The organism is Capnocytophaga stomatis, from assembly GCF_002302635.1.
Classification (GTDB): Bacteria; Bacteroidota; Bacteroidia; order Flavobacteriales; family Flavobacteriaceae; genus Capnocytophaga; species Capnocytophaga stomatis.
The window spans coordinates 1,057,411-1,072,996 of record NZ_CP022387.1; the positions used below are offsets into that span (position 1 = coordinate 1,057,411).

13 protein-coding genes are annotated in these 15,586 nt (G+C 35.3%); 4 read left to right on the forward strand and 9 right to left on the reverse strand.

The window, feature by feature from the left end; all coding sequences use genetic code 11:
• Positions 1–274 precede the first annotated feature (274 nt).
• The 4 genes from CGC58_RS04635 to CGC58_RS04650 form a co-directional block, all read right to left on the reverse strand.
• Positions 275–1,009 carry a DUF6261 family protein gene (locus tag CGC58_RS04635; protein WP_095895404.1) on the reverse strand — a complete coding sequence of 245 codons (735 nt, stop codon included), beginning with the start codon at positions 1,007–1,009 and terminating at the stop codon, positions 275–277.
• Positions 1,010–1,712: 703 nt separating this feature from the next.
• Positions 1,713–2,174 (reverse strand): hypothetical protein, encoded by a 462-nt coding sequence (locus tag CGC58_RS04640; RefSeq protein ID WP_095895406.1) that lies wholly within the window; start codon positions 2,172–2,174, stop codon positions 1,713–1,715.
• Between the two features lie 16 nt (positions 2,175–2,190).
• Positions 2,191–3,432, reverse strand: coding sequence for an ornithine--oxo-acid transaminase (gene rocD, locus CGC58_RS04645; RefSeq protein ID WP_095895408.1), 1,242 nt, complete (start codon positions 3,430–3,432; stop codon positions 2,191–2,193).
• Between the two features lie 78 nt (positions 3,433–3,510).
• On the reverse strand, positions 3,511–4,272 hold the full coding sequence (locus tag CGC58_RS04650) for a creatininase family protein (RefSeq protein ID WP_095895410.1): 762 nt from the start codon (positions 4,270–4,272) through the stop codon (positions 3,511–3,513).
• A gap of 98 nt (positions 4,273–4,370) precedes the next feature.
• On the opposite strand from CGC58_RS04650, the gene trpS reads away from it, so the two are divergent.
• From trpS to CGC58_RS04665, 3 genes are all read left to right on the forward strand, one after another.
• Positions 4,371–5,339 (forward strand): tryptophan--tRNA ligase, encoded by a 969-nt coding sequence (gene trpS, locus CGC58_RS04655; RefSeq protein ID WP_095895412.1) that lies wholly within the window; start codon positions 4,371–4,373, stop codon positions 5,337–5,339.
• 333 nt (positions 5,340–5,672) lie between these two features.
• Entirely contained in the window at positions 5,673–7,319 is a 1,647-nt protein-coding gene (locus tag CGC58_RS12665; protein ID WP_157909191.1) for an AAA domain-containing protein, read from the forward strand.
• An 8-nt stretch (positions 7,320–7,327) separates the two neighbouring features.
• Positions 7,328–7,810 (forward strand): DEAD/DEAH box helicase, encoded by a 483-nt coding sequence (locus CGC58_RS04665; protein ID WP_394336611.1) that lies wholly within the window; start codon positions 7,328–7,330, stop codon positions 7,808–7,810.
• 45 nt (positions 7,811–7,855) lie between these two features.
• Here CGC58_RS04665 and CGC58_RS04670 read toward each other — a convergent pair whose 3' ends face one another.
• The 4 genes from CGC58_RS04670 to CGC58_RS04685 form a co-directional block, all read right to left on the reverse strand.
• Complete coding sequence (locus CGC58_RS04670) at positions 7,856–8,533, reverse strand: hypothetical protein (protein ID WP_095895417.1); 678 nt, start codon at positions 8,531–8,533, stop codon at positions 7,856–7,858.
• Between the two features lies 1 nt (position 8,534).
• Positions 8,535–11,432, reverse strand: coding sequence for an HsdM family class I SAM-dependent methyltransferase (locus CGC58_RS04675; RefSeq protein ID WP_095895419.1), 2,898 nt, complete (start codon positions 11,430–11,432; stop codon positions 8,535–8,537).
• Between the two features lie 147 nt (positions 11,433–11,579).
• Positions 11,580–12,134, reverse strand: a complete 555-nt coding sequence (locus CGC58_RS04680; RefSeq protein WP_095895421.1) for a hypothetical protein — start codon at positions 12,132–12,134, stop codon at positions 11,580–11,582.
• Positions 12,135–12,136: 2 nt separating this feature from the next.
• A complete protein-coding gene (locus tag CGC58_RS04685) occupies positions 12,137–12,523 on the reverse strand; it encodes a DUF3408 domain-containing protein (RefSeq protein ID WP_232748866.1) in 387 nt (128 codons plus the stop codon).
• 197 nt (positions 12,524–12,720) lie between these two features.
• Here CGC58_RS04685 and recJ point away from each other — a divergent pair, with 197 nt between their 5' ends.
• Entirely contained in the window at positions 12,721–14,415 is a 1,695-nt protein-coding gene (gene recJ, locus CGC58_RS04690; RefSeq protein ID WP_095895425.1) for a single-stranded-DNA-specific exonuclease RecJ, read from the forward strand.
• A 51-nt stretch (positions 14,416–14,466) separates the two neighbouring features.
• Here recJ and ald read toward each other — a convergent pair whose 3' ends face one another.
• A complete protein-coding gene (ald, locus tag CGC58_RS04695; RefSeq protein WP_095897116.1) occupies positions 14,467–15,576 on the reverse strand; it encodes an alanine dehydrogenase in 1,110 nt (369 codons plus the stop codon).
• Positions 15,577–15,586 lie beyond the last annotated feature (10 nt).

Here is a 15,586-nt window from a genome sequence, read left to right on the forward strand (position 1 = left end):
TGTATCGAGAACCAAACTCCAAACTTCTCGATACGATTTGCTCCACTACCTTTACGCAAATCACTCGAAGTGACGCAAAGCAAAAAACTGTTTTTACCGCAACAAAATTACAATATATATTCCATCATTGGTATAAATTCATCGCAATCCGAATCAAATTTTGTACCTGCGTTAAACAAAAAGAGCCAAAGCCTTTGAAAAACAAGACCTCAACTCCTTTTCTTATCTAAATTCATTTATCAAGTTCTTAAACCAACACACTTTTCATTGCAAGTTAAGCAACATCAGGGAGTGTTTTCTTATTCTTTCTTGCTTTAATTTGTGTTTTATGATAATTAAGCAATTCCTGCAACTCGCTAATTAGCGGTTTGTAATCTTTATCCTCGTATTCCGATGCACAGAAATCGATTGCTACAAAAAGTTTGTTCAACTCCTTGTCTGCTTGTTGCCTAATGGCTTTTGCATCTACTTCGGGTATGCCGGCAATTTCCGAGGTGCGGGAGCGGAAAAGTCTTTCAAATTCCTCATTGGCTTTCTTGAGTCGGTTGAGTAAATCGGTAAGATGCAAGTTAGAAAGTGCCTTTTTAATAGCTTCATCTGCTTCCATCTGAGCGATTAACTGGTTCGTTTTCTCCGTCTGTGAGGTATTATTTTCCTTAACAATGCCTTTTCCATACTTTGACAGCCACAAATGAAGTACTTTCGCATTATCGGAGTAAGGCGAAATCCCTAATTGTTTGAAATTATTCACCAAATTGAAAATAACTATCGTTATTTTATCCCGCAACTTATTCGCCGCAGCTATTTCAGTTGTAAAACCACTTGCTTTTTCCTGAATTTTGATTTTTTCCAATTCTGGTTGAAGTAGTGCAACCCTGTCATACGCCTTTTTCAAAGCTAATTCTTCCAGATTGTGCTTTGCAACAATCTCCAAAATACGTTCTACAACTAACGGATACTCGCTATTCCTTAGTTTTGAGAAACTGAAAATTAGTTTTGTTGTTTTCATACGTGTTTTCTTTTAAGAATCAAATATGCCTCAAAGATAATTCACTTTTTTGTAAATAACAAATTATTTAACAATCATTTAGCAACTTTCTTGAATGATTTTGTTCGGATTGAAATTTGCAAAAGATTGTTTTTTACATTTAGGTTGAATTTCCATTTGTCAAAAGAAAAGTTTTCTCGGCATTATTTTTTACATAGTAGGAAAACTTTTCTCCAACAGCTTTCCATTCAGATTTTCTCAAAAAAACTTTTTGCTTATAACTTTCTATTCGGATTTATGTCAGAAAACTTTTTGCTGATAGTTTTCTGTTTGGATTTTTATAAAAAAACACTCTGATTATTATTTTCCAAACAGATTTTCATTTTCGGAAACATTTTACAGATGCAATCGAAATAATTTCTTATAATTATATATATTATATTCTTCCAATAAGGATAAAAACCTATTTTCAAAGAATTATTCTCAGAGTTGTAATTTTCTATTATCTTAAAAAAACTAATTTGTAAGCAGTACGCATTTTTATTTCAAGCAAACAAAGAAAAATTTTCTGTCAAGGGAATTCGGATATCTTATAAATATCTGCTTTACCGAGTTGTCTTAAAATGGTAAGACGTCAGAAAAAAGTTTGCTTCCTATTAAAAAAAAATTTGACCTTACATCCCTGCAAGGTCAAAATCAAAAAAAAGTTGTTTAACTTAAAAATTTACAACAATACCGTCTCCCCGAATATTGCTTCCAAAAAAAACATAAAAAAGTTTATGAGATATATTAAAACAACAATAATCATAAGGATTCCTACAAACTTATAATGTGATTTTAAAGCAGAAAAACTCTCCGAAAAAGCTTGATCATCCGTAAGAGTCAAAGCGTTTTTCATCTTTGTCGAAAAATTGTACAGATATCTTATTGGAAAGAAGTAAATGAAAGCAATTATGAAGCTCATTAATCCTACAGGAACTAAATAAATCGTAAGCAAACCGAATGAATGAAATACCCCTATAACAAGTGTAAAAATACCTACCAAACATAAAAATCCAATCCCTACAAAACCTACGATAGCCAGAAACTTCGCCCATTTTGCTGTTTCTGAAAGAGTATCTTTAATAAACGGCGTAACTTCTAACTTTTTGTTATCGCCCCAAGATGAATTTAATTGATTTTCCATATATGTACACTTTAAATTATTTTTCGAACTCCTTTAATGTGCTTATGATAATGTCAATACATTCTTTTAACTGGCTTTCGCTCATTACCAAAGGTGGTGCAAAACGAATAATATTACCGTGTGTGGGCTTTGCCAGCAGTCCTTTATCTCGCATACGCAAACAAATGTTCCACGCCGTGTCGCTTTCTTCCGTATCGTTGATAACTACCGCATTCAACAGTCCCTTTCCGCGTACCAGCGATGCAATATTTGAATTTTTGATATACTCTCCGATTTCCCTACGGAAGATTTCACCCAATTTTTGAGCATTTTCAGCTAAGTTTTCGTCTTCGGCAACTTGTAAGGCTTCAATCGCAACGGCAGCCGCTACGGGATTCCCTCCAAAGGTACTTCCGTGTTGCCCTGGCTTTATCACTCCCATAATATGGTCATCGGCAAGTACGGCACTTACTGGATAAGCTCCGCCACTGAGGGCTTTGCCCAGCACCAACATATCAGGCTTCACGTTTTCGTGGTCAACAGCCAATCGCTTTCCGGTACGGGCAATTCCCGTTTGTACCTCATCGGCGATAAACAGTACGTTGTGTTTTTCACAGAGTTTTTTTGCTCCGCTGAGAAATCCGTCCGACGGAACGTACACGCCCGCTTCTCCTTGAATGGGTTCTACCAAAAATCCAGCTACGTTCGGATTTTCTGCTAATGTCTTTTCGAGTGCTTGCAAGTCATCATACGGAATGATGATAAATCCGGGTGTATATGGTCCGAAATTTTTTCGCGCATTCTTATCCGACGAGAATGAAACCACTGTGGTAGTTCGCCCGTGGAAGTTTTGCTCGCAAACTATGATGACGGCCTGGCTCTCAGGCACTCCCTTTCGTTCGTATGCCCACTTTCTGCATATTTTGATAGCTGTTTCTACGGCTTCTGCCCCCGTGTTCATCGGTAACATCTTGTCAAAGCCAAAATATTCGGTTGCATATTTTTCGTAAACGCCTAATTTATCATTATAAAAGGCACGCGAGGTAAGGGTGAGTGTCCGAGCTTGCTCTGTCATCACGCCGACGATTCGGGGGTGGCAATGCCCCTGATTTACCGCCGAGTATGCCGACAAGAAGTCAAAATATTTCTTTCCTTCCAAATCCCAAACGTAAACTCCTTCGCCCTTGCTTAAAACCACAGGAAGCGGATGATAATTGTGTGCTCCGTGTTTGTCTTCAAGCTCCATCGCTTTTTCAGATGATAATCTTTCTGCTGTCATAACTATTATTTCTTTGTAGAGTAATTAAAAAAAGTTCTGCAAGATATAAAAATAATTCGCTTCGTACAAAAAAAAATACTATTGGTACGGATTCTCAGTATCTAATTTGCCCAATTGCACCAAAACATTCCCTATTTTTTTTGTAATATACTCAAAGTAACGCTTTCCTTTTTCGGCTGTGGCGAGTTTGGGATTGCCAATACCTGTATCTGCTGTAACTTTGCTCCACTGACGCTCTGCCCACATCCACCCTTGCGTAAATTCGGCTATTTTGTGCTTGTTTTCGGCTCCGTCACCTGCTTGCGACAAAGGAAGTACCAAATCAGGACGCAGATGCATCAAAAGGCTAGTTTCCATCTCATCGGCGTGGTCTCCTACGTTATCAAAATAGTTTTTCTTCTCAGAATTTTGGAACCAATTGCATAAAGAAATATACATTTTAGGAAATTTAAGCCCTAATTCACGTAGAATTGGTTTAAAATCATTCCCTCCGTGGCTATTGAGAACAACCAGCTTGTGTATTCCCTGCCGATTGAGTGTTTCTACAATGTCCGTCAGAAGAATAAGCTGTGTACTGGGATTGATGTTGATATCCAGCGTAATGTCGGCCTGCCCTGTATTCACTCCGAAGGGGATAGCTGGCAATACAATCACCTTGCTACCCTGTTCCCACGCAATCCGAGCCGATTCGGCGGCAATGCACTCCGATTCAATAACATCAGTGGCATACGGAAGATGATAATTATGAGCTTCGGTAGCTCCCCACGGAAGTATGGCAACGGAAAATTGTGTTTCTTTAATCGCTTTCCAATTGGTTTCAGCTAAAATGTAAGGTCGCATATATAACTTTAATTTTGATTGAGCTACAAAGGTATAAAAAAAATTGAAAATGTTTTTGTAAATTTGTCCACTTTAATAATTTGAAAACCCAGAGAAATATGGCAAGAATACTAACAGGCATACAAAGCACTGGAACTCCGCATTTAGGAAACATTTTAGGGGCTATCCTTCCAGCAATGCAAATGGCACAAGACCCTAAAAACGAGTCCTTTCTATTCATTGCGGATATGCACTCGCTCACTCAAATTAAAAACGGAGAAGAACTTCGTTTCAACACTTACAGCGTGGCTGCCACGTGGCTTGCCTTTGGGCTGGACATAGAAAAAGTAGTTTTCTACCGCCAAAGCGACGTTCCGCAAACTACCGAACTTTCGTGGTATTTAAGTTGCTTTTTCCCTTATCAGCGTCTGACCCTTGCCCACTCGTTCAAAGATAAAGCTGACCGCCTCGAAGACGTCAACGCAGGGCTTTTTACTTATCCAATGCTGATGGCCGCCGACATTTTACTCTATGATGCTGAGATAGTTCCCGTAGGAAAAGACCAATTGCAACACCTTGAAATTACCAGAGATGTCGCTTCGCGTTTTAATCATCAAATGGGAGAAACCTTCGTGCTTCCGCAAGCGAAAATCGAGGAACGCATTATGATAATCCCCGGAACAGACGGCGAAAAAATGAGTAAATCGCGTAATAATTTCATTAATGTTTTCCTTCCGGAGAAGCAACTCCGCAAACAAGTAATGGCAATACAAACCGACAGCACGCCACTTGAAGAGCCCAAAAACCCCGACACGTGCAACGTCTTCGCTTTGTATAAATTGATTGCATCGGAGGAGCAAACCCAGCAAATGCACGCTAATTATTTGGCGGGAAATTACGGCTACGGACACGCCAAGCAAGCTCTTTACGAACTTTTGCTTGAAAAATTTGCCCAGCCACGCCAAAAATTCAATTATTATATGGAAAATCTCGACGAGTTGGAAAAAATATTGCAAGAAGGAGCCCTCAAAGCCCAAAAAACGGCCAACGAAGTCCTGAAAAGAGTACGTGAAAAAGTAGGATACTAATTGAGATACTCTCCCGCAGATAACACAGATTTACACAGAAAAACAATTATAACAAACCAGACACAAAAAATCTGGGTTAATCCGCGAAATCTGTGAGAAAATAAAATAAAAAGCAATCCTACAGACTACACGGATTCACACAGAAAAACAATTATAACAAACCAGACAAAAAAATCTGCGTTAATCCGCGAAATCTGTGAGAAATAATAACGAAAACACTCCCACAGATAACACAGATTTGCACAGAAAAACAATTATAACAAACTAATCGTAAAAAACCTGTGTTAATCCGTGAAATCTGTGGGGTAACAACATAAAACAAAACGAGCAACTATGAAAAAGGTATGTTTTATCATTTTATTTTTAACTTCTTTTTGTGGTTTTTCACAAACGGAAGAAGAAGCACGCAAAGAACTTGAGGAACTTTTTGCCAATTGTAAAAACACAAATCCTAATGATATTCTCCCATTTTACGTGGATAGAAAATTGGGACTTATGAATAAAAAAACGATGCAAACCCTCGTTAAGCCAATTCATACCAGTATTTACATTGAAAGTTTTTCTCCGATTAGAGGAAAAGTGATTTATAGTGCATTTGATGAGCATTATTACACATTTTCGGTAGATAAAAACTGGAAAATTTCAACTAAAGAAGAAATAAATTACAGTTGTGTTTTACATTCTCCTCCTTATAAAAAACCAAAATATGAATTTGTACCTTCGGATAAGCTATCAAAAGGTTTTCAGATAAAAAACAGAACCATATTTTTTGCTAAAGAATACGATAGTTGTAACTATTTTAGAGATAATGATGTTTTCAAATACAAAGGAAAATTCTATTTAATTGTACGCAAAAAAGTTGAAGACGGACATTTGTATGCCATTATAGACCAACAGGGCAACATTCCGGAGCATTTTAATTACAAACATTCGTGGATTGATATAAACAAGTATGCCTCCAATGAAAACGACGTTTGGTTCAAAGTTCAAGATTCGGCAATGAGTGAGGATAGAGCAATAGGCTTTATCAATATGTCAGGAGAAGAGAGATTGAAGAATCAAGTTCTTCATAATAATAAAAAGCCTATTTTCTTTTTCTTCCAAAAGTTGTTTAATACAGAAAATTATAAAAAATGGAACAATGAAATAAGTGAGATTTTAAGCGAATTTGATAGTATTTCATCGGAAATAAAGCAACTTAACTCTCAAATTGAGAAAAAGAGTTCTGAATTGAATATTGTTGAAAATCAACTCAAAAGCTTTCAAAATCAATTAAATCAAATTGAGAGATTTGAAAAAGAATATGAAAACTTAAAATCTCAACTTACCCAAGATTACAAAATTGAGGAAAAGAATCTTTTTGATGAAAAATTCTATGGTAAAGATTTGAAAGAAATTCATTTACTCTCTCCATATCATTCAGAATTTATAGCAAAACTTCGTAGTGAAATATTTTTAAATGCTCTCGAAGTTCATAAATATACAATTCTTAACAACGCCAAACAATTCAAAAATAATTTGAATTCTTTTTTTGAAATGATTACAGGTAGAGCGAAAATTGATGAAGAACTAATACAATCACTTTGGGATACTTTCTTTTTCTGTGTTCCAGTGGTTTCTACATCATTAGCTTCGGCAAGTAAATTGTTTCCTAATATGGCAAAAAATCAAATCGGATGGTTATTAATAGATGAAGCAGGACAAGCCACGCCTCAATCAGTTGCAGGTCTGATTCAACGCTCAAAACGATGTGTTATTGTAGGTGATCCAATACAAGTAGAGCCTGTGGTTACTATTCCCAAAACTTTGGTTGATGGATTGATAAAACATCAAAATATTGATTCTGTTTGGTCTCCATACAACGGTTCTGCTCAACAGTTAGCCGACAGAATTTCCAAATACGGAACACAAATGGGAGATGTTTGGACTGGATTTCCACTGAGAACCCACCGAAGATGTTTTAACCCAATGTCGATATAGCCAATGAAATAGCGTACGAAAATCAAATGGTAAAAGGCACGAAAGATAAAAACGAACAAGAATATATTGGTGAATCTTGTTGGTTTGATGTTGTTGGTAATGGTTCAGGAGATAGCCAAGTTATTAATGAGGAAATTGAATTACTCAAAGAAAAAATCAGTGGATTAAGAAAAACATATTTAGGGGATATTTATGTAATATCTCCTTTTAAAGCAGTTGCAGATAAATGCAGAGAAGCATTAAATAATTTCGAAAATGTTCAATGTGGTACGATTCACACATTCCAAGGAAAAGAAGCAGATGTAGTATTCCTTGTTTTAGGAAGTCATCCAGATAAAGTTGGTTCTCGTCAATGGGCATCTTCAAAGCCTAATATGCTCAATGTGGCTCTTACTCGTGCAAAAAAACGCTGTTACGTGATTGGAAACAAAGAATTGTGGAGCCAACAGCCTTACTTCGATGTGATGGAAAAAGTGTTAGAAATAAAGTGATGTTGAAATAAAGACCACTTAGAAGTGAATAGTTTTTATGTGGTCTTAAGTATTTATAGAAACCCAAATATGGGTCAAGTGGATATCATCATTTGTTCTATGAGCAACGGATTCTAATACACCAAAATCTAAATTTGACTCTTTTAATGATAACCTTTCATCTCTTTTCCAACTTGAATTGTCAGTTTCAGATAGTTCAGTAATCCATTTATTTATGGCTATACTCCAATAATCAAAATTTTCTTTTTCTACAAAACCTAATAAACCACATTTTTTTAAGCCCTTGCCGTGTTTTTCAGTTTTATAGCGTTCAATACCTCCGTTATTTTTACTTCCAATTACATATTCTTTTTCTCTATATTTTTCAGGAGCAGGTAATCGTTTAGCTTCTACTGAAAAAATAGAAGCAGTGGAGACTCCCTCTTCATTAGGATAAAAGTAAAAATCTGATATACCTTTACTTTGATTGGTAATATCACGATAACTAGAGCTTACATTAAAAGGATAATCCCTATTTCTTATTAATATTTGAGTTTGTTCTACATAAGTTTGTGTAAAGCTATCTTCATTAAAATTTTTCTTATTATAAAAATCTGAACGAAGATAGGACTTAAAGTTATCAACAGATTGTTTCATTATTTCCTTAATAAGAGAAATTTTACCAATATCTGAAATACTAATATTAGGAACTTGTTTATTGTATAAATTTTCCTCTGCAATCATACTAATAACCTGCGTTTGAAAAATCAGAAAAACATTTATCTGCATCTCGGTAAGCCGTTAATGAAAGCCAATACCTATATTGATTTGGTTTTACAAAAACAATGGTATCTTTTTCAGGATATAATTTTATTATCCTATTTACCGATAAATGAACCGAAATATCGTTAGTTGTAAGTCCTTGAATGCCTAATTCAGACAAATCTTTATGGAATTTAGGTTCTGTATTTTCATTATCATACTTAAAAACAGTTGCTATTAATGAATTTTTCAACTGAACGACATCAGATAGTCTAAATTTGTGGCTTTCGTTTTGATAAATCGTATTTAATGCTCGTGAAAATTCGGTTCCATAATTTGAAATAATGGAAAATAAATTATGCTGTTTTATTGGTTGTAAGGCTTTTGAATTTTCACCATTTCGAATAAACATTTGCATTATATTATTAACATCACTAATGATTTTATTATCCATTTCGGATAGTAAAAGATTTATATTAAAATCAAAAGGAAGATTTAATATATCCTCTTGTTTACAAGCCGTATTTTTATAAACAAGTAATTTACCACTCGTACATATATTATAGAATTTCAAAACATCAATATTGCTTTTAAAGTAAGATGCTAATTGTCTTAATCTTTGTTCTTCAGATGAATAAAAACCAACTATTTCATTTGAAAATTTTATTGGCTTATCATTATATGAAAAAGGTAATTCAATATTCTCTTTAATTAAGAAGTTAGGATATTTATAGACTTCTTTTTCTTTCAATCCTTCAAAAGATGAAATATACTGTTGTGTTATAAAAGATGATTCTATTTTATCACCTAAAAAAGCATCATTATGTAAAGATTTAGCACCTCCAACACCTTCTCCATAAATCCCATAATTTTCAAAAAACTCTTCTAATTTTTTTGTGTTAGACAATTTTTCAATTGTTTGTTTTATTCTTCCTCCTCCTAATAGGTTATTTTTCCAAATAAATTTATTACTTATCGCAGTTTGACGATTTACAAAATGTAAGTCATAGTCATCTATTTCAAAAATTATTCGCTCTTTAGTAGCTTTTGTTCTTCTGAATGTTAAATGTAATATATTTCTTGAAAAATTAGGCTTTCCTTCTTTAATAAAAATAGCAGCTGTCTCCACTTCTAGAGGAGTTTCTTTCTTTTTTCCATCAACAGAGAAAGAAACTTTTTTGTTATCCCATAATGATTTATTTCTTGCAAGAGCTGTAAAATCTAATATTTGGACAACATTTGTTTCAGTGAGCAATGTTTCTAAATAAAATCTTGATCCAGTATTATATAATATTCCCGAAGATTTTACCAATAGACACTGCAATCCTCTTTTCTTTAAGAAAGAGTACGAATCTCCCAAAAATTTTAAAGCTATTTGATTGTTTGGAATTTCTATCTCTTTTTGAATAAATTTGGTAGTGTTTTTTTCAAAATCTTTCGTACCTCCTCTAACATAAGGCGGGTTTCCTATTACCAAATCAAATTTCTTATTTTCAATGGCTTTACATTCAAAAAAATCAGAATGAATTAAATTTGTTTTTGTTAAATCATCAAATTTCAATTCATTTAAAATTGTAATAGGATTCAATTCGTTACACAAAGCCAAACTCAAGCTGAATGATGCCAATCGTACTGCTTGTTCCTCTTTATCAACACCGTAAATGTTTTTCAAAATTGATTTTAAATCATCAATATTTGGAGTTGCCATATTATTTTGGAGTCGCCATATCTGCACTAATCGCTTAAAAGCCACTACCAAAAAAATTCCCGAACCACAAGCAGGGTCTAAAATCGTATATTCTTTTAAATCAATATCTTTATATTTTTTTAACGGAATACATTCATCAACCAATAATTTTGCTAGATGCGAAGGAGTATAATACAATCCTTTATCTTGTTTATCCTCTGCTAAAAACTCTTCATACAAACGACTAATCAACTCAACAGGAATAAACTTAAATTCAAAATACCTCCAATCGTTAAATTCTAATTCTAGTTGATTAGAATTCAAGTCTGTTTTATTAGTTGATAATAAATCAGCAAGAATAGACAAATCTAATTCTTTTAGATTATCTTCTTCTGCACTATCCCATCTAAATACATTTCCATTAAAATCTTTGTTTAAATCCGAAAGAAGTTCTACAAATTTACCTTGTTGTTTTAAAACATCACTAAAAGATAAGGCATCATTGTATTTTTGAAAATATTTCTTTGATAATAATTCATTACCATTACTATCGATGGTTTCTTCTAAATATTTTATCAGTATTGATTGAACAATTATTTTATTAACTATTTCAACTGAAATAGTAGTAAACTCAGTTGTTAGCTTTTTCGACACATAACGGATATTATCAATCAATTTATCATAAGCAGAATTTTGGAATTTAAATTTATTTTTTAGCTCTTCTTCTTCCCAAAAAATTCCACTTTTTATTTTTACGGCAAATTGTTCGTTATATAACTCATGAGTTTTTCCTGTTAATTTTAACTCTCTTACTAAATATTCGGGTTTATATTCTTTTGTTATATGCTTTGTGCAGTCAAGAATTTTAATTTCTGTTCTATAGAAGATACAAGCTAATGGAACTTCACCACTACTCCATATATTAGTCTGAATTTGAGCTAACTCAGGTTCATTTGTCTCTTCAAAGTTTCTATCGGTAAAATCAAACAGATATACTTGAGGCTTGTAGCTTCCATTAAGTTGTTTTCGTAAGTAGATAGCCGAAGCACTTAATTTTCGAGCCTTATCCAAATGAAATTGAATTTGAGGCTCTGCTAAGTTATCAGTATTATCTATTAAGTATAGGCAATCATCCTCTGTAGTAAATCCAAGATTTACTATGTTTTTTTTAAAAGTTAGGTGATGATTATCCATAATGAATACTTTTATACAATCCACAAAAATATAAAATAAAAATAATACAGCTAATAATTCTTGTTTAAAAATATTTAATTATTCTTTCAATAAACTGAATGTCAGTGATATAAAAAATATTTTTTCATAGAGTTTTTTAATTACATCTCACACAAACTCCTCAATATCAAAATCACTTTCTTTTTGGGGAGTTTGTGATAAAATTTCGTCTAAAAGTCGGGCTACTTTTAGCGAAGCCTCAGGTAGGGCTTTTTCAATTTCTTCCAATAGATTGGTACCAACCACTTTTTGGGCTAATTCTTTGTTTTCAGTGGTAGAAGATGCATTTTGGCTTAGAAAATCAGTTACTTTTTCCAAATCCTCAAAAGACAAGCCCGTGGCAAAATCATTGTCTTGCTCGGGAGTTCGCATCGCTCGTAAATCCTCTTCTTCATCTTCAAAATCAGGTAAGTAATTTTCATTTTTCTGCTCAAACTCTGCTAAAATTGCCCGTTTTTCAGCCTCTGTTAATGGATTTTCCTGCTTTGGAGGTACAAATTTACTTTTCCCCATTATAGAGGTGTTTTGCTCGGGCTTTTCAGGAGTTTTTTGGGATTCGGGAAAGGGGTTGGAATATTTTTTCCGTTCGATTTTCAATGAAAATTTTTCCGATAATAACAGAAAAATAATCAGTAGCAGCAGTATGGTGATGAGTTTTTCCATAACTAAAAAATAGGTTTGTATTTTTCTTGAAAACTTTCGGCAATTTCTTGTTTATATTGCTCAAAATGAGCTTTTAAAACATTATCCAAATAAGTATAAATACTAATTTTGTCCTCACCGATAACTTGAACAATTCGAGCAATACGTTGATGATATTCCGAGCGAATATACACAGACTTCCCTTCTCTTGCCGATGTGTCCCCCTGCCTAAAAAATAGGGTTTCATACGAAAGATTATCGGATTTTACCTTTCGAGGCGATTCTTTTTTGGAAGCAGGTTTTTCGTTTTTCGTTTGAGGATTTTTCTCTTGCGTTTTTGAAAAAGCATCAACATCCGAAGAAGTCCCCCGCACCCGCTTCACAGGGCAAAGGTAAGATTTTTTTGACAATATGTAAATAGTTTGTAACTTTGCCTCATTGAGTTACTACCCAAAATAGGTAAAAACAATGAAAATAGTTCCGTTACCAAATCGTTACCTTACATATCTTAAAAACCAATTAACTTGCTGATAATAAAATTTTTGAGATAACTCTTCTATTTTTTCCATAAAAAATAAACCCAAACAACGCACTAATTTTCAACAATATGACTCATCACTGGACATTTAAGCCCAAACCTCATCCGGAAATCGTACAGAAGCTCCAAAAGGAACTAAACCTCAGCGAAATTCCTGCTACTTTGCTCGCTCAGCGAGGTATTTCCGATTTTGAAGAGGCAAAAAGCTTCTTTCGTCCGTCTCTTTCCGACTTGCACAATCCATTTTTGATGAAAGATATGGAAAAAGCAGTGGAAAGAGTGTTACAAGCTATTGAAAAACAGGAAAAAATCCTCATTTATGGCGATTATGATGTGGACGGAACAACTTCCGTTTCGCTAATGTACTTGTATTTAAACCGATTTACGCATCAACTTGGCACATATATCCCCGACCGATACACCGAAGGCTATGGTGTTTCCTTTCAAGGGGTTGATTATGCCTTTGCAAACGGATTTTCGCTCATCATTGCCTTGGATTGTGGTATCAAAGATGTTGAAAAAGTGCAATATGCCGGCGAAAAAGGCATTGATTTCATCATTTGCGACCATCATCGTCCTTCGCAAGTAATTCCCAAGGCGGTGGCTATCTTAAATCCTAAGCAAACCGACTGTAATTATCCGTATAAAGAGCTTTGTGGCTGTGGTGTGGGCTTCAAATTGGTACAGGCACTCAATAAGCAAATGAGAAATCCGTTTGAACAGATACAACCGCTGTTGGATTTGGTTGCTGTTGCCATCGGGGCGGATATTGTTCCCGTAACGGGCGAAAATCGGGTAATAATGCACTACGGATTACAAATTCTGAACGAAAATCCGTCCGTAGGGCTTACCGCCTTGTTAGGATTGGAAGCCAAACCCGTGCAAATGATGGATATTGTATTTCGATTGGCTCCGCGAATCAATTCGGCAGGAAGAATCGAACACGGAATGTTTGCCGTTAAACTCCTAACGGAAAGTTCTTATAGCCAAGCTTTTGCCAAAGCCAAACAAATTGAAACCTTTAACAGTGAACGTAAAGACCTTGATGCTTCCATCGTGCAAGAAGCTTTAAATCAAATACAAACCAATCAGGAAGAGGAAAAAGCAGCCACAGTTGTTTACGCTCCACATTGGCATAAGGGTGTTATTGGCATTGTTGCCTCCCGATTGATTGAAACATACTATCGCCCGACGGTAGTTTTCACAAAAAGCGGAGAAAAATACGCCGCTTCGGTGCGTTCCGTGCAAGGATTTGATGTGTATGAGGCTCTGGAGCAGTGTTCGGAATATATTGAGCAGTTTGGAGGACATAAATATGCTGCCGGACTGACAGTTCTCCCTGAAAAATATCCTCTTTTTAAAGAAAAATTCGAGAAAGTAGTTGCAGAAACACTTCCTGAGGAATTAAAATCGCCCAAAATAGTGATTGACACCGAACTTCCGTTGGAAAAAATTAATCCGAAGATGTTTAACATTTTAAAACAGTTTGAGCCTTTCGGTCCGCAGAATATGGCTCCCGTATTTTATGCCAAAAACGTGATTGACACAGGTTTTGCAAAGCAAATCGGTAAGGATAACAGCCATCTTCGTCTTACTTTAAAGGATTTTAACGGAGAAAAATTCTTCTCGGCGGTGGGTTTTAACTTGGGTCACAAACTGGAACTCATAAAATCGGGCAAACCCTTTGAAATTGTGTATTCCATCGAAGAAAATCACTGGAACGGAAACACTTCTTTGCAGCTAAAAGTGAGGGATATAAAATAAAGGAAAAGAAAAAAGCAGTAGAAAACTACTGCTTTTTATTTTAATGATTCGTTAGTACACTTCGCAAACGGGAGTATATTCCAATCCAAAGGTATCGGCTACGGCTTTGTATGTCACTTTCCCTTGAACGACATTCAAGCCTTCTTCAAGTCCCTTATCATCTTGACAAGCTTTTTTCCAGCCCTTGTTAGCCAGTTCTATGGCATATGGTAGGGTTGCATTGGTCAGTGCCAAAGTGGAAGTGTATGGTACAGCCCCCGGAATGTTCGCTACGCAGTAATGAACAATGCCTTCAACCTCATAAACCGGTTCGCTATGCGTTGTCACTTTTGATGTTTCAAAGCAACCGCCTTGGTCAATAGCAACATCCACTAATACAGAGCCTTTCTTCATCAATTTGAGCATTTCTCTGGTGATAAGATGTGGAGCCTTTGCCCCCGGAATCAGTACGGCACCAATCACCAAATCGCAAGAAGGCAACTCATTTTGAATATTATAAGTCGAAGCAAACAGAGTGTCAATATTTTTCGGGATAATAGTATCCAAAACACGTAATCTTGGCAGTGAAATATCCGCAATGACTACATCAGCACCCAATCCGGCAGCCATAATCGCCGCATTGTAACCTACAACTCCGCCTCCAAGAACTAAAACTTTTGCCGGTTTCACTCCGGGAACGCCCCCTAAAAGTACACCTCTTCCCCCTTGAGGTTTTTCAAGAAATCGAGCTCCTTGCTGAGTAGCCATCCGCCCTGCAACCTCTGACATTGGGGTTAGTAAAGGAAGCGAATTATGAGCAGTAACCGTTTCGTAAGCCAAACAAACCGCCTTTTGCTTTATCATCGCGTGAGTTAAAGCCTCTTCCGAAGCAAAATGAAAATACGTGAAAATCAATTGACCTTCACGTATCAAATCATATTCGGAAAGAATGGGTTCTTTCACTTTGTAAATCATATCAGCTGTTGCATAAACCTCCTCAATTGTTGGTAAAATAATCGCACCAGCTTTTACGTACTCCTCATCGGAGAAACCACTTCCCTGCCCTGCTGTTTTTTGTACATAAACAGTATGACCGTTTTTAACCAATTCGCTAACACCACTTGGCGTAGCTCCAACGCGGTTTTCGTTGTTTTTAATTTCTTTTGGAATTCCTATTTTCATTGTTTTTTTA